Origin of the sequence: Undibacterium sp. Ji42W (assembly GCF_049340405.1) — a bacterium.
Classification (GTDB): Bacteria; Pseudomonadota; Gammaproteobacteria; order Burkholderiales; family Burkholderiaceae_D; genus Undibacterium.
Window position 1 is genome coordinate 250,526 of record NZ_JBMPOV010000001.1, and the last position, 20,909, is coordinate 271,434.

18 protein-coding genes are annotated in these 20,909 nt (G+C 49.3%); 2 read left to right on the plus strand and 16 right to left on the minus strand.

Annotated features, from left to right (window positions below):
• Window positions 1–77: 77 nt before the first annotated feature.
• The 10 genes from purF to ACO0LG_RS01165 form a co-directional block, all read right to left on the minus strand.
• Complete coding sequence (purF, locus tag ACO0LG_RS01120; RefSeq protein WP_423022496.1) at window positions 78–1,598, minus strand: amidophosphoribosyltransferase; 1,521 nt, start codon at window positions 1,596–1,598, stop codon at window positions 78–80.
• A 22-nt stretch (window positions 1,599–1,620) separates the two neighbouring features.
• A complete protein-coding gene (locus tag ACO0LG_RS01125) occupies window positions 1,621–2,109 on the minus strand; it encodes a CvpA family protein (RefSeq protein ID WP_423022498.1) in 489 nt (162 codons plus the stop codon).
• A 20-nt stretch (window positions 2,110–2,129) separates the two neighbouring features.
• Window positions 2,130–3,200, minus strand: a complete 1,071-nt coding sequence (locus ACO0LG_RS01130; RefSeq protein WP_423022500.1) for an SPOR domain-containing protein — start codon at window positions 3,198–3,200, stop codon at window positions 2,130–2,132.
• A gap of 80 nt (window positions 3,201–3,280) precedes the next feature.
• Window positions 3,281–4,570: a bifunctional tetrahydrofolate synthase/dihydrofolate synthase gene (gene folC, locus ACO0LG_RS01135; protein ID WP_423022502.1), complete on the minus strand. Its 1,290-nt coding sequence runs from the start codon at window positions 4,568–4,570 to the stop codon at window positions 3,281–3,283.
• A 55-nt stretch (window positions 4,571–4,625) separates the two neighbouring features.
• Entirely contained in the window at window positions 4,626–5,501 is an 876-nt protein-coding gene (gene accD, locus ACO0LG_RS01140) for an acetyl-CoA carboxylase, carboxyltransferase subunit beta (RefSeq protein WP_423022504.1), read from the minus strand.
• Between the two features lie 85 nt (window positions 5,502–5,586).
• Window positions 5,587–6,384: a tryptophan synthase subunit alpha gene (gene trpA, locus ACO0LG_RS01145; protein ID WP_423022506.1), complete on the minus strand. Its 798-nt coding sequence runs from the start codon at window positions 6,382–6,384 to the stop codon at window positions 5,587–5,589.
• Window positions 6,385–6,519: 135 nt separating this feature from the next.
• Window positions 6,520–7,788, minus strand: coding sequence for a tryptophan synthase subunit beta (gene trpB, locus ACO0LG_RS01150; protein ID WP_423022508.1), 1,269 nt, complete (start codon window positions 7,786–7,788; stop codon window positions 6,520–6,522).
• A gap of 60 nt (window positions 7,789–7,848) precedes the next feature.
• Complete coding sequence (locus ACO0LG_RS01155; protein ID WP_423022510.1) at window positions 7,849–8,514, minus strand: phosphoribosylanthranilate isomerase; 666 nt, start codon at window positions 8,512–8,514, stop codon at window positions 7,849–7,851.
• Window positions 8,515–8,588: 74 nt separating this feature from the next.
• On the minus strand, window positions 8,589–9,275 hold the full coding sequence (locus ACO0LG_RS01160) for a hypothetical protein (protein ID WP_423022512.1): 687 nt from the start codon (window positions 9,273–9,275) through the stop codon (window positions 8,589–8,591).
• Window positions 9,276–9,636: 361 nt separating this feature from the next.
• Window positions 9,637–9,897 carry a hypothetical protein gene (locus ACO0LG_RS01165; RefSeq protein ID WP_423022514.1) on the minus strand — a complete coding sequence of 87 codons (261 nt, stop codon included), beginning with the start codon at window positions 9,895–9,897 and terminating at the stop codon, window positions 9,637–9,639.
• A 243-nt stretch (window positions 9,898–10,140) separates the two neighbouring features.
• Between ACO0LG_RS01165 and ACO0LG_RS01170 the strand changes: the two genes are divergently transcribed.
• Entirely contained in the window at window positions 10,141–10,932 is a 792-nt protein-coding gene (locus ACO0LG_RS01170; RefSeq protein ID WP_423022516.1) for a WecB/TagA/CpsF family glycosyltransferase, read from the plus strand.
• Window positions 10,933–11,062: 130 nt separating this feature from the next.
• Here the strand turns inward: ACO0LG_RS01170 and aceA are convergent, their stop codons facing one another.
• Window positions 11,063–12,361, minus strand: a complete 1,299-nt coding sequence (aceA, locus tag ACO0LG_RS01175) for an isocitrate lyase (protein WP_422941364.1) — start codon at window positions 12,359–12,361, stop codon at window positions 11,063–11,065.
• Window positions 12,362–12,755: 394 nt separating this feature from the next.
• Window positions 12,756–15,101, minus strand: coding sequence for a capsular biosynthesis protein (locus ACO0LG_RS01180; protein WP_423022518.1), 2,346 nt, complete (start codon window positions 15,099–15,101; stop codon window positions 12,756–12,758).
• 116 nt (window positions 15,102–15,217) lie between these two features.
• Between ACO0LG_RS01180 and ACO0LG_RS01185 the strand changes: the two genes are divergently transcribed.
• On the plus strand, window positions 15,218–16,555 hold the full coding sequence (locus ACO0LG_RS01185; RefSeq protein WP_423022520.1) for an O-antigen ligase family protein: 1,338 nt from the start codon (window positions 15,218–15,220) through the stop codon (window positions 16,553–16,555).
• On the opposite strand, the gene ACO0LG_RS01190 is transcribed toward ACO0LG_RS01185, so the two are convergent.
• From ACO0LG_RS01190 to ACO0LG_RS01205, 4 genes are read right to left on the minus strand one after another with little or no spacing between them, the layout of a single operon-like run.
• Window positions 16,544–17,593 carry an acyltransferase family protein gene (locus tag ACO0LG_RS01190; RefSeq protein WP_423022522.1) on the minus strand — a complete coding sequence of 350 codons (1,050 nt, stop codon included), beginning with the start codon at window positions 17,591–17,593 and terminating at the stop codon, window positions 16,544–16,546. The genes ACO0LG_RS01185 and ACO0LG_RS01190 overlap by 12 nt on opposite strands.
• Window positions 17,594–17,596: 3 nt before the next feature.
• Complete coding sequence (locus ACO0LG_RS01195; protein WP_423022524.1) at window positions 17,597–18,550, minus strand: glycosyltransferase family 2 protein; 954 nt, start codon at window positions 18,548–18,550, stop codon at window positions 17,597–17,599.
• 6 nt (window positions 18,551–18,556) lie between these two features.
• Complete coding sequence (locus ACO0LG_RS01200; RefSeq protein ID WP_423022526.1) at window positions 18,557–19,492, minus strand: polysaccharide biosynthesis tyrosine autokinase; 936 nt, start codon at window positions 19,490–19,492, stop codon at window positions 18,557–18,559.
• On the minus strand, window positions 19,482–20,909 hold the full coding sequence (locus ACO0LG_RS01205; protein ID WP_423022528.1) for a Wzz/FepE/Etk N-terminal domain-containing protein: 1,428 nt from the start codon (window positions 20,907–20,909) through the stop codon (window positions 19,482–19,484). Before ACO0LG_RS01205 ends, ACO0LG_RS01200 begins: the two co-directional genes overlap by 11 nt.

The following is a 20,909-nucleotide window of genomic DNA, read 5'->3' on the forward strand; positions in this document are numbered from 1 at the left end:
AAAAAAACCTGCTTACTTGAAGTAAGCAGGTTTTTAAATTCAGCCTGCCGTTTTCAGGCAAGCTTAGATTTCGATGATCAGTCGGCGCGATCTGCCAGGTTCAGGTTCAGTTGTGAACGCAGCAAGTCTTCAGTATCCGGACGTGGGTTATTGCGTGCTGTTTCCAGCTTGTCGAGATAACCGGAAGTGACATCACCCGTAATGTAAAAACCATCAAAACACGATGCTTCTATATTTTTCAACAGCGGATTGACATCAGAAATCGAACGCTTCATTGCCGCCACATCCTGGTACACCAGGGCATCGGCAGTGATTTCACGGCAGACTTCTTCTTCACTACGGCCATAGGCAATCAATTCGCTACGGGTAGGCATGTCTATTCCATACACGTTAGGGAATTGCACCGGTGGCGCGGCAGAAGCAAAAATCACGCGACGAGCACCGGATTCACGCGCCATTTGTACAATTTCACGGCTGGTCGTGCCCCGGACGATGGAATCATCGACCAGCAAGACACTCTTGCCCTTAAATTCAGAACCAATGGCATTCAGCTTTTGACGTACGGATTTGCGACGAACAGCCTGGCCTGGCATCATGAAAGTACGACCTATGTAACGATTCTTGATAAAGCCTTCGCGATAATCCAGATTCAGTTTTTGCGCCAACTCCATCGCTGAAGGCCGGGAAGAATCAGGGATAGGCATGACGACATCAATTTCACCATCGCGGAATTGATTCCGTACTTTCTCGGCCAGGTATTCACCCATTTTCAGGCGGGTCAGATACACCGATGCGCCATCGATAATCGAATCAGGTCGGGCCAGATACACATATTCAAATGCACATGGGTTCAAGCTAGGATTATCTGCACATTGCTGGGTATGCAGTTTACCATCCATATCGACGAACAAGGCTTCACCCGGCTCAACGTCACGCAGGAACTTGAAGCCCAGGCCTTCGAGCGCGACCGATTCGCTGGCGATCATGTATTCAGCGCCGTTTTCAGTTTGTGAAACACCGACACACAAAGGGCGAATACCAAATGGATCACGGAAAGCCAGCAAGCCGTAGCCAGAGATTTGTGCAACAACGGCATACGAACCACGCACACGCCTGTGCAGCATGGCGACGGCGCGGAACAAGCCTTCAGGATCAAGCGAATAGCCGCTAGTAACTTCCTGTATCTGATGCGCCAGGATATTGAGTAAAACTTCTGAGTCAGAATCCGTATTCAAATGACGTCTGTCATTTTTGAAAAGTTCGATCTTCAACTCCACCGCATTGGTCAGGTTGCCGTTATGTGCCAGCACGATACCAAATGGTGCATTCACATAAAACGGTTGCGCTTCTTCTTCACTGGTGGATCCGGCTGTTGGATAGCGTACTTGTCCAATACCGACATTACCAGGCAAAGAACGCATATTGCGGGTACGGAATACGTCACGCACCAGGCCATTCGCTTTATGCATGGCGAATTTATTACCATGGTTTGTTGCGATACCAGCTGCGTCCTGACCGCGGTGCTGCAACAACAGCAGCGCGTCATAAATCAATTGATTGACAGGATTATTTGAGAATACGCCTACGATGCCACACATGGTGGACTCCTAAAAAAAACAATTAAAACTTTACATGCTCCGAAACCGAGACCGGCAACAGCGGGATCACCGTGCGCGCTGCGGTTTCTGCAAGGGGGCTAAGCCATGCATGGGTCCAGAATGGCTGTTGCGGTATGGATGTCATACCGCACACCAGCACGGCAGCCAACACCAGTATACAACCACGCGCCAGACCAAACAGTCCACCCAAACCACGATCAGCCAATGTCAGGCCGCTGGCCTTGATCATGGCATCCACCGCCATCATGATCAGCGCCATCAACAGGCGCACACCGATAAACAGGGCAATAAAGGCAACGATCAGGCGCAGCATCTGGCCTGGCACCATGGATGGCAACCAGGTCGCCAATACATCACTATAGGCATTGGCAACTACAAATGCGACCACCCAGCTGACCAGCGACAAAATTTCTTTAATTAATCCGCGCAATGTACTGATCACGATAGAACAAACCAGGATCAGCAGCACGAGATAATCAAACAATGTCACGCCAGATATTCCTTACTTATTCAGTTGGGTGGCAGGCTGGCACTCAGGCCCAGCTTGCTTAATTTGGCGCGCATTTTATCTGCCTCTTCTTTGGAAGCAAAGGGGCCTACCCTGATCCTAGTTACTTCACCATTTGTGGTGATGATTTTTTGCGTATATGAACGTATATTGGCCGCGTTCAGCTTGGCTTGTACTTCATCCACTTTGGCCTGCGAGGAAAATGCACCAGCCTGTACTGCGTATGATGATTTTTCTGCTGGCTTGTCTGCGGCTTCAGGCTTGCTCACTACCGGCTTGGTAGCTGGAGGTGTTTTACCTTCGAGTATGGCCAGCGCACGGGCAGCCTCATCATCGGTATTGCCAGTTTTGGCGACAACTGGTTTTACTTCAATTTTTTCAGACTTAGCAGGTTTGGCCTCAGCTTTAGGTTCATTTCTTGCCGTAGCCACATCCTTCTCCACAGCTTTGACTGGAGTTGGAACTGGCTTTACCTCAACTTTTGATTCAGGTTTGCTTTCTGCTTTTACTACAGGTTTGGTTTCTGTTTTTGTTTCAGTCTTTGCTTCTGCTTTTACTTCAGACTTGGCGGGCTTGACCGTTGCTGGCGCAGTCTGGGCTAGCGTAGTACCGCCCGCTGTGGTCATGGACTTGATCTGCCTGTCAGCGCCATCATTTGCAGCGACCTTATTTTTGGGCGTAGCTGGTACTTCTATGATTTCTTCAGGCGGCTCATCTGACAGTTGTTTTTTTGATTTTGGTGCGACAGCATCGGCAGTGATATCTGGCGTCTTATCCTTGGAGGGAATGCGGATATTGATATCATCAGGCAAAGGCTTGGGGTCAGAATCCAGGATCATAGGCAAACCTATGATGGCAGCCAGCGCCAATGCAACTGCGCCTATCAGGCGGCGTCTGGCACGTTTTTTTTCTGGCAATATGGGATCATCGACCTTAGAGCGCCGCCTGGGCTCTGCCTTTTTTGTCCTGGAACGAGTTTCGATACTGTCTTCTTCAGCGCGGGAACGGAATTCGCCACTATCCTGAGTATCGGAAGTTTCTTGCTTCTGTGTAAAACGCGAGAGCAAACCCATGTGCAAATTTCTGGTTGGTTAGCTAACTGGCCTATCATCACGACCATCACGATCGTCAACAAACCAGTTCGCAAAAAACATCAATGGAGTGCAGAACGACGGGCGCGCATCACACCTGCTACCGTCAAAAACGATCCAAAGACCACTATTCTATCATTTTCGCCTGCCTTGCTGATGGCGTCCGCATATGCCTGCTCTGGCGACTCGAAACCAGTGACGGTTTTTTCAGTATCTGCCAGCACGCCAACAGCGACCAATTTATCTTTCAATACCTCAACTGGGGCCGCTCGCTGCAAAGGCAAGGCCGTGACGCACCAGTGATCGACTTTTTCTTTCAATTGAGCAATGACACCGTCAATGTCCTTGTCGAGCATGGAACCAAATACCGCATAGGTATAGGCATGAAAACCCATATTGTCGAGATTTTGCGCCAGCGTAGCTGCTGCGTGCGGATTATGCGCCACATCCAGCACCACGGTTGGACGGCCTGGCATAACCTGGAAACGGCCAGGCAAATCCACCATCACCAAGCCCGTACGCACTTCTTGCGCGCCGACCGGCAGTTCGAGCTTCAGTGCTTCCAGCGCAGCCAATACTGCTGACGCATTCAGGAGCTGGTTGGCGCCACGCAAACTGGGGTAACCAAGGGAATTACGGCGCTGGTTGCGGCCCGCAAAATTCCATTGCTGCTTGTCACCGTTGTAATTGAAATCGCGGCCAAACAACCACAGATCAGCACCTATGGCGTTGGCATGATCAATCAGGGACTGGGGAGGCAAAGGGTCACCACAAATGGCGGCCTTGCCTGGCCGGAAGATACCAGCTTTTTCAAAGCCTATCTTTTCACGGGTATCACCGAGGTAATCAACGTGATCGATATCAATACTGGTAACGATGGAGACATCGGCATCAATGACATTCACGGCATCCAGACGGCCACCCAGGCCTACCTCCAGAATGACCACATCAAGCTTGGCATCAGCCAGCAATTTGCAGATCGCCAGGGTGGTAAATTCAAAATACGTGAGTGAGATATCGCCACGCGCCTCTTCAACCGCATTGAAGGTGGAGATGAAGACATCGTCCTTGACCATCTCGCCATTGATACGAGCGCGCTCATTGAAGTCGAGGAAATGCGGCTTGCTGTACAGGCCGACACGGTAACCAGCCTGCATCAGCACAGCTTCCAGCATGGCGCAGGTAGAACCCTTGCCATTCGTGCCCGCCACCATGATGACGGGGCAGTCATAATGAATTGCGAGCTTGTTTTTGACCGCTGCAACGCGGTCCAGGCCCATATCGATTTCTTTGGAATGGCGGGTTTCGAGTACGGCCAGCCAATCAGCCAGGGTGGCAGGTAAATTTGTCATAAGATAAAAAAAGCCCGAACAAAATGCTTCGGGCTTATTAGGTATTCAATATATATCAGGTAGATACTGCTTCAACAGGCTGGTTTTGCAACAAGGCCAGCAAGCGAGCAATTTCTTCACGCATCTTGCGACGGTCAACAATCATGTCGATCGCGCCTTTTTGCAGCAGGAATTCAGAACGCTGGAATCCTTCTGGCAATTTTTCACGCACGGTATTTTCAATCACGCGCGGGCCGGCAAAACCGATCAGAGCCTTGGGCTCTGCAATCACCACATCCCCCAGGAAGGCAAAAGAAGCAGATACGCCGCCCATGGTTGGATCAGTCAGCACTGAAATGAAAGGTAATTTCTTTTCGGATAACTTGGTCAGCATGGAAGTAGTTTTTGCCATTTGCATCAATGACAACAAGCCCTCTTGCATGCGCGCACCACCGGTAGCAGTAAAACAAATGAAAGGAACTTTTTGCTCCAGCGCAGCCTGCACACCACGGACAAAACGTTCACCCACCACAGAGCCCATGGAACCACCCATGAATTCAAACTCAAAACAAGCTGCCACGACAGGCACTGCCATGATGGAACCACCCATGACAATCAGTGCATCGGTTTCACCCGTAGTTTCCAACGCATCTTTGAGGCGATCAGGATATTTTTTACTGTCTTTGAACTTCAGGGTATCAATAGGCAAGACTTCCTGGCCGATTTCATAACGACCACCCGCATCAAGCAAGGCATCCAGACGCTCACGAGCACCTATGCGCAAATGATGGCTGCATTTTGGGCAAACATGGATATTGGCTTCCAGATCAGAACGGTAAAGCACCGCCTCGCAAGACGGGCACTTGACCCACAAACCTTCAGGAATCGACTTACGATTTGCAGATTCCGAGCGTTGTATACGCGGTGGCAACAGTTTTTCTAACCAACTCATGTTTTCTCCTTATGGCCGCCGGGCTGTCTTTTTAACAACCTGGCATCAGGTTCATTCTGGTAAAAGAACCAGTCAGGCGCGTATTTTACTCGTCCAAAGCCTGTCTGACACCAGAAATAAAGCTTTTCACTGCAGCAACTGCATTTTCACGCGGGGTATTTTCCAGTTCCTGGATGATACGCGAGCCTATCACCACCGCATCTGACACTGTGGAAATGGCTCTTGCCGTCGCCCCGTCACGTATGCCAAAACCCACGCCTACTGGTACTTTGACATGCTTTTTGATACGCGGGATCATGGCGGCAACCGCATCCAGATCCAGTGCACCAGAACCAGTAACACCCTTCAGCGACACATAATACACATAACCACTGGCAATTTTACCAACTTTCGCTATGCGCTCATCGGTAGATGTCGGTGCCAGCAGGAAAATGGTATCCATCCCCTGTTGCTGCATTTTACTTGCAAATTCTTCACATTCTTCCGGCGGGTAATCCACGACCAGCACACCATCCACCCCAACTTCAGCAGCCTTGGTAATGAATGCATCCTGCCCCATGCGCTCTATAGGATTGGCATAACCCATGAGTACAACTGGTGTCTTTTGATTACTTTGCCGGAATTCGCGGACGAATTGTAATACATCCCGCAAGCCAACTCCAAATTGCAGGGCTCTTTCAGAAGCGCGCTGAATGACGGGGCCATCTGCCATGGGGTCGGAAAATGGCACGCCCAACTCGATAATATCTGCCCCGCCCTCAACCAAAGCATGCATTAAAGGCACCGTTAATTCAGGCGCAGGGTCACCTGCGGTGATGAAAGGGATTAAACCTTTTTTATTGCTGGCTGCCAAAGCAGCCATGGTATTTTGAATTCTTGACATCTTGTTGGTCCTTATTTGATGCGCTATGCGCTGTCCAGGACATTATTCCTGCGATGGCATCAATCTCAATTCTTGATAGGGAAGACATGCAGGCCGCATCTCTATATGCGCCTGCATGTTTTGCTCAATGGCTAATCAGAACTTCAATCCAGCCCGCTCCGCCACGGTATGCATGTCCTTGTCGCCACGTCCCGACAAATTCGCCAGGACTATCTGATCTTTGGGTAAAGTTGCAGCGAGCTTGGCCGCATAGGCTAATGCATGACTAGATTCCAGCGCAGGAATGATGCCTTCGATACGACAGCAATCATGAAAAGCCTTAAGTGCTTCATCATCAGTAATCGTCACGTACTGCGCACGACCACTGTCCTTCAACCACGCATGCTCTGGCCCCACACCCGGGTAATCCAGACCAGCTGACACGGAATGGGTTTCTATGACCTGCCCATTGTCATCTTGTAGCAAATAAGTACGGTTACCATGCAGTACGCCAGGTGAGCCTGCCGTCAGCGAAGCAGAATGCTTGCCACTCTCCAGCCCCTCACCTGCCGCCTCAACACCGATGAGCCTGACTTGCTGATGATCGATGTAAGGATAAAAAATACCCATTGCATTCGAGCCGCCGCCGACGCAAGCCACGACATAGTCTGGCTGACGTCCGGTTTGCTCAGGCATCTGCCATAAGCATTCCTCACCGATGACAGACTGGAAGTCCCTGACCATCATGGGATAAGGATGCGGGCCAGCCACCGTACCTATGATGTAAAAAGTATTATCGACATTCGCCACCCAATCGCGCATGGCTTCATTGAGCGCATCCTTCAAGGTCTTGGAGCCAGACTCCACCGGCACCACGGTTGCGCCCAGCAACTTCATGCGGTACACGTTTTGCGCCTGGCGTTTCACGTCTTCTGACCCCATGTACACCACGCATTCGAGTCCGAAACGGGCGCAGATCGTGGCAGTTGCCACGCCATGCTGACCGGCACCAGTCTCGGCGATGACGCGAGGCTTGCCCATGCGCTTGGCCAGCAAAGCCTGGCCGATGACATTATTAATCTTGTGCGCACCGGTGTGATTCAAGTCTTCACGCTTGAAATAGATTTGTGCGCCTCCCATCAGATCAGACCAGCGTTTGGCGTGATACACAGGCGATGGGCGACCGACGAAGTACTTCAATTCACTACGAAACTCGGCCAAAAACTCAGGATCATTTTGGTATTTGGCATAGGCTTCTTTAAGCTCAGTCAAAGCATGAGTCAGCGTTTCCGACACAAAAGTGCCACCGAACTGACCAAAATGGCCGCGAGAATCTGGTAAATGGTATTGGGCTGACTGATAAATTGCCTGGCTGGAGATAGATTGGCGCTCGAACTGAGCATCCGAAGACTGGAGTTCTTTCATTTTCTTTCCTTCAAACTGGCTTGAAAGCGACGTACCGGGGAGATACCCCATCTACCATCACTATTCCTGATTGTCTGCCAGACGCACCGCTGCAATAAATGCGCGCACGCTGGCCTCATCCTTGATACCCTTTGCCGCCTCCACACCACTGCTGATGTCGACCGCAAACGGGCGAACCTGACTAACTGCGCCAGTCGCGTTCTGTACGCTCAAGCCACCACTTAAAACGACCCGAGGCGCGAGCTCTTTTGGAATGAGAGACCAATCAAAAACCTTTCCACTACCGCCATACCCATCAACATGGGTATCTAGCAATAAACCACTGAATAAAGGACTAGCCTTACGATAAGACTGCTCACATTCTAACAAATCCTCAGGCCTTGTGTCAGCTTTGACGCGATAAGCACGAATAAATGGACGATTGACACTGGCTGCCAGGCTGGCGCATTGCTCAGGCGTTTCGTCGCCGTGGAATTGCAGTAATTGCACAGGAGCCTTATTAATGACCTCTTGCAAGCCTGCCTCGTCAATATTGACGAACAGGCCTACCGACATGACGAAGGGAGAAATTTCGCGTAGCAAAGCCCCGGCAGTATCAGGTGTGACATAGCGAGGGCTGGGTGGATAAAAGACGAAGCCCAAGGCGTCAGCACCAGCCGAGACAACGAATCGCACATCTTCCGACCGAGTTAAACCGCAAATTTTGATTCTGGTTCTTGTACGCATCGAGCCTACCTTTGAGCTTTGAAAAAGTTTCCATATTTTACCTTTAACAACTACCTTGCCCAGCTCATATCGCCTCAATGCCCAACAAGATACTTATTCAGCCAATGCCCCTTCGCATGCGGCAGAGCAAGCCTTAGCGCAATAAATTCCTCGATCGGAAAGAAATTCGGCAGATCAAGCTCAGCGAGCATGGTGAGATTATGCAACGCGCCTAGCTTGCAATCCGCAACACGGACGTTTGCAAGTTTCAATCTTTCCAATTTCGTCACAGTAGAAAGGGGCAACAGTGAATTAATACGCATGGGCTTCGCTTGAGAACTCGACAGCCACAGATTACGAAGCTCTGTGCATGCAGAAAGCGGCGCGAGATCAATACTGACCGGACTAGCTGCAAGCGCAAAAACCTGCAATGCAGTCAACTTTTCCAGACCGTTTAGAGTAGAGATTTTCGTGTTATCGCTTAATTCCAGCCCTTGCAGATTCACGAGATTACCTAGCTTCTGTACATCTGTAATTCCATATGCGTTGACACTGAAATGGGTAACCTGCGATGCCTCACAAAGCTGATTAAACTTAGCATCATTAATATCATGTGCGCACAGGTGGCGCAAATTTGCCAGCGTGGGCAAACGATCTAGCGCCAAAGTATTTTTGGTCACATGGAGAACTTCAATATTGTCTGGGACATCTAGTAAGCTTATTGCAGGTTCGATATCAAAACCCTTACGCATCAAGCCATAAACATACATATGATCAAACATTGACTGTGTTCCATACAAAAAACCAATGCAAAAATACAATCGAATTGATGAGAATTGCTTTCTCCTTGTTCGAGCCTACCTCAAAGAACTGAGACATCATTAATTTCTGCCTGCCTACAAATGCAGTGAGCATAAACATCGCTAATGCAGCAAGGAAATATACCAAGCCAAAGACATTTATGCAGGAACTAACTAATAAAATGTACAAGGCATACCATCCCGCATTGCCACCACGATGTGATCGATGTGCAATCCAGATTGCGCGAAAAAAAGTAAGGACACAATGAAGGAATTTAGCTCGTTAATATCGTCAAACATAGCCGGGCTGTTTAGGTTAGAAGTTCAAAATCACCACTCAAGATTACCTTAAAATTAACAACAAATATAATGCTACTGTAACGACAAACAGTATAAGCACATGACTAGTCTTGTTTTTGGGAATAATTGCAGCTGTCAATGAAGTAAATCCAAGCGCAGAGCAAGATATCTTCAAGATTTGGGCCGCGACAGCAGACAAATGCGTTTCTGCAGGATAATCTGCCAAGATGCTAATTACAAAACCAATAATTCCTAAACAGATAATTAGCTTTCTTTCCAAACTTAATTGCTCTTCGCGATGCATATTTTGTATAAACCTCCTTGAGTGACATCAACAAACCAAGGATAAGCAATTAGCGATTTGCGTCGAACGGTGAAATCTTACCCATCAATCATCACAATATCAGGGTATTCTGGAAAATGATCGTTTATAAGACACTGGGTAATGATTGTTGGCACACACAAATTTCAAGCGCTTAAACATGTAGAACGACTATCACCCTATTGAAGCATGCGATAATCAATTACCATTTCATTCATAGACGCCATGAATTCACCTGCGACAAAACCGCTCATCACCCGGCTATTCGGACTGGATATCTGCAATATGCGTTTTGCAGAGGCCAATCAGCATTTGCTGGAAGTTGCCAGCAGCCGTGACCATGCCAGCCGCGTGGTGGTGACGCCGAATGTGGATCATATGACCAAGCTCGAATATGAGCCTGAGTTCAAGACCCTGTATGCCACTTCAGATTATATTTTTGCCGATGGCATGCCGATAATCTGGGCCAGCAAAATGTGCGCCCTGGCCTTGCCGGAACGTGTGACCGGAGCTGATCTGTTCGTGTCGCTATGCCGGGGTTGCATAGAAAAAGATTTGTCGATTTTTGTCTTGGGCGGCATGCCGGGGCAAGAAAGCCTGTTACTGGAATCATTCGCCAAGACTTACCCTGGTCTCAAGGTTGATATTTTTTGCCCGTCCATGCAGTTCACTGCCGACGGCATTGAAAGTGATCTGGCCATACAGCGCATACAGACTGCAAAACCAAATATCCTATTCATTTGCCTGGGCATGCCCAAGCAGGAAAGACTGGCATTTCGCTATCGTGCGCAATTCACGAGCGACAACGTGCCATTGATATTGTGCGTGGGTGCGGCCATGGAATTTGCACTGGGTCAGAAAAAACGTGCGCCTTTATGGATGCAAAAGATAGGCATGGAATGGTTCTGGCGTCTGGCGAGCGAGCCGCGACGCTTGTGGCAGCGCTACACAACACAAGCCTGGCGCTTTGTCGGACTATTGCTGCGTGAGAGAAAAATACAACAGCAAATGCGCTGAATTTCAAAAAAATTCCAGCAAACTACACTCTAAGCCGGGTAAAAAGATAAAAAACCGCACAGAATAAAAATCTGTGCGGTTTTTTCTTGGGAGCTTATCTAATGCTTATTGACTGCTTATCTTTACAAACTTATGCCACTTTTTTTGCATCAAAGAATTGCTCATCTTCAGTAGAACCGTGCAAAGCTGTCGTGGAAGACTTACCTTGCTGGATAGTTTGTGTCACTGCGTCAAAGTAACCAGTACCAACTTCACGTTGATGTTTAACGGCTGTAAAGCCTTTTTCTGCTGCTGCGAATTCAGCTTCCTGCAATTCAACGAAGGCAGACATCTGGCGACGTGCGTAGCCGTGTGCCAGGTTGAACATGCCGTAGTTCAATGCATGGAAGCCTGCCAGTGTGATGAACTGGAATTTGTAGCCCATTGCGCCCAGTTCTTTCTGGAATTTGGCGATCGTTGCATCGTCCAGGTTTTTCTTCCAGTTGAAAGAAGGTGAGCAGTTATAGGACAGCAATTTACCTGGAAACTTGGCATGGATAGCGTCAGCAAATGCTTTAGCAAATTCCAGGTCAGGTTTGCCAGTTTCACACCAGATCAAATCTGCATATTCTGCATAAGCCAGGCCACGGGAAATCGCTTGTTCCAGACCTGGTTTGGTTTTGTAAAAGCCTTCGACTGTGCGCTCACCTGTGCAGAAAGGCTGGTCGTTGGGATCAACATCAGATGTCAGCAAATCAGCAGCTTCAGCATCAGTACGGGCCAAAATCACGGTGGATGTACCCATGATGTCAGCAGCCAGACGTGCTGCGTTCAGTTTTTCTATCGCTTCACGGGTAGGTACCAAAACCTTGCCACCCATGTGACCGCATTTTTTTACAGAAGCCAGTTGGTCTTCAAAGTGAACGCCTGATGCGCCCGCTTCTATCATGGCCTTCATCAATTCAAAGGCATTCAATACGCCACCGAAACCGGCTTCCGCATCTGCCACGATAGGGGCGAAGAAGTCAATGTCGTCTTTGCCCTCAGACCATTGGATTTGGTCAGCGCGTGTCAATGTGTTGTTGATGCGTTTAACAACCAGTGGTACTGAATTGGCTGGGTACAGGGATTGATCAGGATACATTTCGCCAGCAACGTTGGCGTCGCCAGCGACTTGCCAGCCAGACAGGTAGATGGCTTTCAAGCCAGCTTTAACCTGCTGCATGGCCTGGTTGCCAGTCAAAGCACCGAGGGCATTGATGAAAGGCTCGTTATTCACCAGATCCCACAATTTGATCGCGCCGTTTTTGGCGATAGTGTGTTCAACTTTCATAGAGCCGCGCAGGCGAACGACTTCTTCTGCCGTGTAATTACGCTTGATACCGTTCCAGCGTGGATTGGTATCCCAATCTTTTTGCAATTCTGCTACTTGTTGTGCGCGAGTTGTCATATTTCTCTCCTGTGGGCAAATCAAATGAAAAGGTGCATCCGTTGAGAGAAATAATAGAGTATTTTTTGCGTAGCAACAAGGTCTTATATAAGACATATGACAAATATTTAATCATTTAAAATCAAACACTTAAAATTACTTTTTTGCGATGTGAAATTATATTTCTTAGAATGAGAAAAATAATTTGTGCAGCGAGTCAGGATTTTTCATAATATGAAAAATTGATTTCACATCATAAAATTTGGCAATTCAGTTTTTTACACAAAGAAAATTAAGTTTCAAATTCATTCGATAAACTGGAAATTTTTTGCGCAGAACGCATGTAACTATTTATATTGCCGTCATTGTTGTCATTGCCGCTATTGTTGTCATTGTTGCCACGACAGCAGCAGACTTACTCCAGAACGATCTCATACCATGGCGATGGAAAGTCAAAGTCGAGCTCAAAACCATCTGGCTTTTTACTAATGGCAGAACTGGCCAGTGCCTTCATGCGCACGCCATTTCCATCCAGCGGGTACACCGTCATCTTTTTGCTTTTGCTGGCGTGGAATAACTTGACCGGGATACGCTCCAGCCATACCGGCGCCAGGCCTTCCAGTGAACCAGAAGGTTTTCTGGCTGTTGCAGGGTCAGGCTCCAGCGTCCACCACCCGGATTGCCCTTCATAATTTATCAATTGTTTAGGACGTTCAGGTTGCACGCCAGCTTGCGTGGTCGTCGTGGCACCGCTCAGCACCAGTAACAGGTGACGACTATTTTTCAAAGGCAAGGCATCGCGGCTGCTCAGCATAATGACGCCATATTGCCGCCCTTTTTCTGAAAACACAGGCAGGTATTTATCTGCTTCCATGATGACAGAGCCCGGTGCTTTGCGCCCCGCGAACAGACGTGTATAAGCAGTTTCTGCTGCCAGCCAAGGGCCAGATTCACCGTAACGTAACTGACCCCCGGTTGCGGCCCAGGTCATATCATCTTCATGCCATAACCTGGCAGTGTGCTGCACCGGCCCAACCGGCCTGGCTTGCGTGCCATACATCATGGCTACGCGGGTATAAAAAGCATGCCGGTAGTCAATGCCGTATTGCGCCTGTAGCCAGGCATGCAAACCTCCGCCACTGACGCCATCACGCAAGGCACCCAGCATGGTGCGCTCTTCAGGTGCCAGGCTGATATTCATCTGCGTTGGTAATGGCTGCACCTGGTATTGCCTGAACAGGGCCGCTGCCATACCACTGAGGACGAGTTGACCACTGTGGCCGCTGAGCCCAAAACTGTCCGGCACGGACCGCCACAGATCACCATCTATATAGTGAAACAAAAACAGCCCATCCCAATCCTGGGTGCTGGCAAACGCACTCATGACAGGCAGGATTTCTGCCGACTGCCGATTTGGAAAAGCCTGATTGAATTCACTGACCACAAACGGCTTGCGCGCATCGCGCACATAGGCACGCTGCAACAGCGATTGCCAACCCTCGCGCAAGACGGAATTATTGCGTATGCGCCAGTCATTTTTATCCCACTCCTTATGCGGAAAGTCATAGTGATCCACATAGAAATGCTCATCGACATAATCCATCTGCTGCTGCGCATCGGCGAGCGCTACTCCACCAAAATACATCTGCGTACCAGTCACAGGCAATAAATCTCCGGCTTCCTGCCTTACAGTCTTGCGGATCAGATTTAAATATTGCTGATCAAGATCAGACAAAAACCGTACATAGTCGAGTACCCTGCGGCCATTGCCCTTTTGATGTGGGCGGTATTGCTGCTCCAGGGATGCCGGTGTCTCCCAACCCAGCTTATTGATTACACGTCGCGAAAAGCGCTGCACACCAGCGACCCAGCCTTCGCCGTATTCAAGCACGTTGGCTTCGGACGATTTGACGTTGATCACACCTTTGCGCGGCATTGAACAGCTATCCCATAGCTTGCAAGCGTTGTCGGCGTTCCCATGCTGACGCAGCACCCATTTTTGCCAATGCTGCTGCAAGGCCCTTTCATATTCCCCCGTCAAGCCATCGAGTTGCTTTCTTTGCCAGGCACCCAGCAATGAAGATTCATTATTGATCTCAACCATGGCAAGGGCAGGATCATCCCTGAGTTCCAGCCTGCGCAATAGCTGCTGCACATATTCTGCCTGGAGACTGATCATGCGTGACTCAAACAAATGCAGAGGATGGCTGGCAAAAGGCATTTGCTCACCCGCCATCAAAGGCGTGACTTGATCAACAGCCGGGCGAAATTGATAACCCACATGCAGATTCAGGTTGATGTACAGACCCTCGGCCTTGAGCGCGTCCATAAACACGCGCAAGCGCCGCAACGCAGTTTCGTTAAAACTGGGATAAGCGGCTGTCGTCAAAATACCACGAGGCCGCTCCAAACTATCACTAAGAACGCTGTCCAGATGATGCAAGCGCACCGCATTAAAACCCAGTTTGCGCAAACGGCGGGCGATTTTTTGTGCGTCTTTTTCTTCCGGGAAGTTCGCTGCACCAGTCAAGCTGATGCCAAAGAAGCGCACGCGGACATCGTCCCTGGTGCCGCCCCTGCCATCTGGCCCGACCCGGTAAAAATGCCCTTGCTTGACAAATATCCTGTCAGCAGCTCCCAGAGTATGATTCATGCCGCCAAAATCCACGACGGGCGACAGGGCGTCCTCATTGACTTCAAAACGGTACCAGGCGAGATCACCCGCTACTGCAAAAGGCGGACAGAGACAAACCAGACTCAATAAGGTCAACCTGAAGGCGAAAAGGGCGTGAAATCGAAAATACTTCATAGTTTGGGTCGCAACAGACAAGGTAGCCATTAGAATATCGCACAAACACATGACATTAGTATTGAGAAATGCAAAATTTGCCCGTACTGCCCGGCAATACCAGCCTGAACCTGCTGGAAACCAGAATCGTCAAACTGATGATCATTCTGTTCGTGGTTTTTTCCCTGTTACCTTATGGCATTTCCTGGGACTACACCGGCTCGTCTGCATTGACCATGGAAGGTTCGCTCACCACAAAACTGCAGTGGGGTGGTCTGTTTCTGCTGGCAACATTCATACTGTATCGTCATTTGCCTGAAGCCTTGCAAGATGTACGGGCGATGAATCCCTTCCTGGCCTTCGTGCTGATATGGTGCCTGGCATCGAGCATCTGGTCTCCTTTGCCGGCAACCACCTTCAAACGTGCGATACAGCTCTATGGCCTGGTGATGATAGGTTTTAGCATACAGCTCGCTGAACATCCTTTGAAAATGATGGTGAATTATGTTTTATATACCTTGACGGGTATGCTGATACTGTCATTATTTATGGCCGTTGCCGTGCCCAGCATAGGCATAGACTATGACTTGGGAGGCGCCTGGCGCGGTGCCTTGTCGCAAAAAAATGAACTGGGGCAGGTTGCTGCCCTCAGCATTTTATTATGGCAAATCAAGGCTTGCAGAGAGACCGTGGGTATCAGGAGCCTGGCGCTGGGCATACTTTTTTCTTTTTTCATGCTGGTCATGAGTAAAAGCTCGACCAGCATGATCATTACCCTGCTGACTTCGGGTGTTTTTCATTTGCTGCGCAAGCGACACATTTCATCTTCTTATTCTTTGACACGGGCCAGTATGGTGATCATTTGCCTGCTGACGATCGCTGTATATATCTTCTTCATGCAAGAGTCACGCCTGCCTACCTGGCAAGAAGCGGCATCACCGATTGCAGGCTTGTTTGGCAAAGGGACAGATCTGACTGGCCGCACCGATGTCTGGCAACTGGTAGAGATGGAGATTAACAAACATTATCTGTTTGGTCTGGGCTATGGCGCATTCTGGCTGGGGCCAGACAGTCTTTCGCAATTCGTGATTGATGCCCTGCACTGGATACCTTTGCAGTCTCACAATGGCTATCTCGATATCCTCAATGAGCAAGGCTTGATTGGTTTGATACTGGTGATACTCACCTTGTTGACGCAGGCAAAAATGTTGATTACGCTTTCTCATCAGGACAGGCAGCAGGCCGCCTTCTGGTCCGCCATGCTGGCCGTTGTCGTAATTACCAATTTCACCGAAAGCAGCCTGTTTCGCGGCTTTGTATTCCAGAATGTCTTCTTTATCTTCAGCCTGATTGCGGTCAGCTCATCGAGCCGGAGATTCAAGCTCACAAAATCAAAATCAGCAAACCTCGCAAATTCAGACCATTAATTTGCGTCCAAGGTTTTGAAAAGTCTGTTCTATGTAGCGGTATGACAAGTGGGATAACAACAGCGAAAGCACAGTAATGAGCGCGATTCTCGGCAGTGTAGTCAGCTCCAGCAAAAAATGCGCGACGCTATGTGTTACCAGCCAGTGATACAGATAGAGGGAATAACTGATACGCCCCACATAGACGACAGGTGGCAGTTGCAGGAAATTGTTCAAGGCATTTTTTTCAAATACCAGCATCGGGAACATATAGAGCAAAGCCACTCCCTGCAAAGAGTAACGCAAGGATTCACGAAACTCTTCGTTACGGATAGCTAGTGTCATCAACATTAAAAAGGCACCAAACAGAAAGGTCTGCTGGCGTGATAGCTTGGCAAAAAAAAGTGGATAGTACGCCTGTATGATAGCCAGAACCACTCCATACAAAATGGAATCGGCGCGGGTATCGGTCGCTGTATAAATTCTGTAATGCGGCAAATGATCCAGGCCTATGGCCAGCACCAGATACACACGCCAGACCAGCATCGCCAGCAGGATTACCGCGATCAGACTTAAGAAGCGCTTGGGCAGGCGGATGAAACCGATAAACAAAAAAGGGAAAACAAAATAGAAATGCTCTTCCACTGCCAATGACCAGGTTATCGCCAGGGGTTGCTTGATCAACTCCCCGCTGAAGCTGGAATAAATGCCATAGTAATTCGCAAAATAAAAAAATACCGAGGCAACTTCTTTTTGCGGTGGCAACTCACCGACAACAGCCATCAATGCCAGTGATATCAGCACAAAAAACAGCAAGGCCGGTGTCAGCCTGAACAACCTGCGCACATAAAAATTACGTATGCTCACACGGCCACTGTTGCCCCACTCTGCCAGCATCAGTTTGGTGATGATGAAACCGCTGATAAAAAAGAAGATCGTCACGCCCAGGCCGCCAGGGAAGAGATGACCAAATCCTATGTGTGACAGGAAAACCAGTGCAATGGATAAGGCACGCAAGCCATCCAGTGCCTGTAAGCGTTGAGATTGATGAACCGTCATGATTTACTTTTTCGCTGGCTGGCTGCCATAGGCATGGCTGGCGCTACCCCAGAAATAACTGAGTTTGCCCAGTTGCGAAGCAGCGACCCTGAGCCAGGTGAAGCTACGCAGAAATTTAAAAGGCAATAACAGCAAGGCAAATAACAAGGCGAGCACAAATTGCACGCAGGCCCGGGCACCGAGCATCAATGCAGAACTGACTTTTTTGCCGCCCTCGAGCATCGCCAGTTCGGTGCGGATGAATAATTGCCCCGTGCGGTAAGACCTTTGCAACAACCATTTTGCGGTAGCCCTGTCCGCCGGAATAAATTCATCAGCAGGTGCTTCATCACACCAGACCATGACAGCCCCCAGTTTATCCAGGCGGCGAAACAACATGGTATCTTCCCCACCTGTCGTACCAAAGGCAGGGTCGAACGGGCCTTTGCCATCTTTTTGGGATGCGGCTATATCCTGCAGTAGTGAACGACGGACAAGCACATTGCCACTACGGGCGTCCTTGTGATCTATTTTTGTGCCGGTAGGCATGCGGCGGCGGTCAAAGTAGCCGCCCTCACGTATCCAGGCTGGTGTACTTTCTGAGTACTCGGGCAGCACTGGTGCAAATACTACATCAGCCTGCTCAGCCTTTTGCACTTTCAACAGTTGCTCCAGCCAGTCTGGCACCGGCACTTCGTCATCATCAATCATGACTACCCATTGTCCGCTGGCGGCGGCAATAGCTGCATTTCTGGCGAGTGAAATATTTGAATTTGCGAGGCTCAGCGCCTTGAGGTTTCCGGCAAAACCAGTTGCCATTTCAGCCAGTACGGCCGCAGCAGACTGATTGACGTCATTATCAACAACCACTACTTCTATGGCCAGATCCCGTACAGTTTGCGTCAAAATAGCGCGCAACAAGCGGCGCAATAATTCCGGCCTTTTATAAGTGCAAATGCAGATACTCAGTTCAGGCATATAAACTCAGCTTTTTCGCCGGAATAATCTTGAAAGCAAACGCATAACCCAGCTGAATGGCGCAAAACGCACTGCTCCTGCAAGTTCATATTGATTGAAGATGGTTCCCAGCACCTCGACCCCAGCTGCCTGCATGTCTGCCTTGGTCTGACGTAGCTCATCGACATAGGTATGGTCTTTTCTGGCTACCAGCAAGACACTCCCGGTCTGATGGGCAACCATCTGGGCATCTGATGCCAGGGTCGCTGTATGGGTATCAATCACGAAAGCATCGAACTGATCGGAACAGGAATCGAGCAATTCACGCATGCGCGGTGCACGCAAAATCTCCAGCGGGTTAGGCGGCTGCGGCCCGGCTGGCAAGAAATGTAAATTCGGCATCAGCTGTATCAGGGCATCGGATGCTTTAATACGCCCCGCCAGCACAGAAGACAAACCATCTGGCTTGCCGAGTGAAAAATATTCATGCAGCTTGCCGCTACGCAGGTCTGCATCGATCAACAAAGTACGCTTGCCAACTTGCGACAAGGCGATAGCCAGGCTAGCTGCCATATAGGATTTGCCATCGCGGCGTGCCGGGCTGACCAGGGTAATCTTGATTTTTTCCTGGCCGCTGAACTTCAACAGCAACTCACTGCGCAGGCGTCGGATTTCCTCTGCCTCTTTACTGAAAGGGAAGTAAAAGAATTTCAGAGACTTGTCTGCACTGCCGTTAATCAGGTCCTTGGTGGAATAGCCGAACTGCTCGCCCAATGCCTGATCAAGCTGTGTCTGGCTCAGGTAACCTAGCGCCAGTGCAGCATCACCAAACCGGAGTTTTTTTTCTTTTTGCAGTTGGGCAATCTGGTCAATCTGTTCTGGCGTGAGCAAACCTTTTTGCAGGAACAACTCACCGAGCCGACCTATTTTGGAGACTGGCTGGTTCATGGTTTCAGCTTGCATGCAAACCACCTTGTCCATTGCCAGTCAATTTTTCATCAAATCCAATTTTTGCCATCACAGGTTCATCAAATTCACGTTCCAGATCTTCCAGGCAACGTACACGGCGATTCATCAATTCAAGCAGGAAAGCCAGGCCAAAGCCAAATACAACGCCGGCCAGCAAACCAAATACCAGGTTATTGCGCAGCAAAGGCTTGGCATGCTTCTCGGGCAACTCCGCCCATTGCATGACAGAGGCATTTGAGATGGCCACGTTACTGGTCATGAGCAACTCATCAAATTTTTGTATGGCGGCGTTGTAAATCTTTTGCACGCTATCAAGCTGACGCTGGTAAGAGCTGATGACGTCCCTGTGTTTCTTGTTTTCAAACGTCTTTTTCTGGTAGCTGGCGATCTCTATTTCTATGACTTTTTCCTGCTGACTCAGGCGCGTTTCAGAGGCACCGAGCATTTCAAATGCAGTGGCGGATTCTTTTTTGAGCTTGTCCAGCAGCGCCTGGCGCTCGTCATTGATCGCCATGTATTTGGGATGACGCACACCCAGAGTAATCTTTGCATTGGCCAATTGTGTATCAAGCGAAATCAGGGCAGCTTTCAAGCCTGAAATATGGCCGATGCCGGCAATCTCGGGAATATCTGATTCTGGATTACCTTCGCGCACAAGTTTTTCCAGAGACTGGCGCTTGGCCTGAGCTTCCACTTTTTGAAGTTGTACATCAATCAGGCGCACACTCAAGGCATTCATTTGCTTGGATTCTATGTCAGCCCTCTCATCGACATCAACGATCTGATATTCCTGCTGGTAAGCGGTCAGTTTTTTTTGCAACTCATCAATCTGCCTGCTCATGGACTCAAGCTGGGCATTGTATTGATCACGCCTGGCCCTGGCTGGTGCATTCATCATCTCCAGCGACAAATCTATATAAGCCTTAACCACGGCATTGGCAACTTCCTTGGCATGCTTGGGGTCACTCGATGAATACTGGATTTCTATAACGCGGCTGTTCTTGTGCGGTGAAACATCGGTATTCCTGACAATCGACTCAGCCAGTGCGCGCAAGCCACGCTGCTCGCCATATCTTTGTACAAAGCGCTTGGCCTCTGGCGTGGCCTGCAAGCCCAGTGCCTGGATTACTCGCTCAGCAACCTGTACACTCTTGATAACGTCAAACTGGGTTTGCAGATAGCTTTCATCTTGCATGGGGTGGAATTGGCGGCCACCGATAGGGTCATTGACGCGGTAATCGATAAAAATATCAGCCACCGCGACATAGGTCTTGGGCAAGATCAGGCTGGCGACAGCAGCGCCAACAACAGCGACTATCATGACAAAGGCGATTAAAAGCTGGCGCGCCCGCAACATCGCCCCTATCTGGGCAAAGGACAAGACCAATTCACTTGGGGAGGTTTTTATCAT

What these genes read in the sequence shown, in the direction of transcription:
- ACO0LG_RS01165 (WP_423022514.1), bottom strand. Translation starts at nt 9,897, where the DNA reads ATGCATCGCGAAGAGCAATTAAGTTTGGAAAGAAAGCTAATTATCTGT.
- ACO0LG_RS01195 (WP_423022524.1), bottom strand. Translation starts at nt 18,550, where the DNA reads ATGCCTGAACTGAGTATCTGCATTTGCACTTATAAAAGGCCGGAATTA.
- trpB (WP_423022508.1), bottom strand. Translation starts at nt 7,788, where the DNA reads ATGAAAGAACTCCAGTCTTCGGATGCTCAGTTCGAGCGCCAATCTATC.
- ACO0LG_RS01185 (WP_423022520.1), top strand. Translation starts at nt 15,218, where the DNA reads ATGCAAAATTTGCCCGTACTGCCCGGCAATACCAGCCTGAACCTGCTG.
- trpA (WP_423022506.1), bottom strand. Translation starts at nt 6,384, where the DNA reads ATGTCAAGAATTCAAAATACCATGGCTGCTTTGGCAGCCAGCAATAAA.
- ACO0LG_RS01205 (WP_423022528.1), bottom strand. Translation starts at nt 20,909, where the DNA reads ATGATAAAAACCTCCCCAAGTGAATTGGTCTTGTCCTTTGCCCAGATA.
- purF (WP_423022496.1), bottom strand. Translation starts at nt 1,598, where the DNA reads ATGTGTGGCATCGTAGGCGTATTCTCAAATAATCCTGTCAATCAATTG.
- ACO0LG_RS01130 (WP_423022500.1), bottom strand. Translation starts at nt 3,200, where the DNA reads ATGGGTTTGCTCTCGCGTTTTACACAGAAGCAAGAAACTTCCGATACT.
- ACO0LG_RS01170 (WP_423022516.1), top strand. Translation starts at nt 10,141, where the DNA reads ATGAATTCACCTGCGACAAAACCGCTCATCACCCGGCTATTCGGACTG.
- accD (WP_423022504.1), bottom strand. Translation starts at nt 5,501, where the DNA reads ATGAGTTGGTTAGAAAAACTGTTGCCACCGCGTATACAACGCTCGGAA.
- ACO0LG_RS01160 (WP_423022512.1), bottom strand. Translation starts at nt 9,275, where the DNA reads ATGTTTGATCATATGTATGTTTATGGCTTGATGCGTAAGGGTTTTGAT.
- aceA (WP_422941364.1), bottom strand. Translation starts at nt 12,361, where the DNA reads ATGACAACTCGCGCACAACAAGTAGCAGAATTGCAAAAAGATTGGGAT.
- ACO0LG_RS01200 (WP_423022526.1), bottom strand. Translation starts at nt 19,492, where the DNA reads ATGCAAGCTGAAACCATGAACCAGCCAGTCTCCAAAATAGGTCGGCTC.
- ACO0LG_RS01190 (WP_423022522.1), bottom strand. Translation starts at nt 17,593, where the DNA reads ATGACGGTTCATCAATCTCAACGCTTACAGGCACTGGATGGCTTGCGT.
- folC (WP_423022502.1), bottom strand. Translation starts at nt 4,570, where the DNA reads ATGACAAATTTACCTGCCACCCTGGCTGATTGGCTGGCCGTACTCGAA.
- ACO0LG_RS01155 (WP_423022510.1), bottom strand. Translation starts at nt 8,514, where the DNA reads ATGCGTACAAGAACCAGAATCAAAATTTGCGGTTTAACTCGGTCGGAA.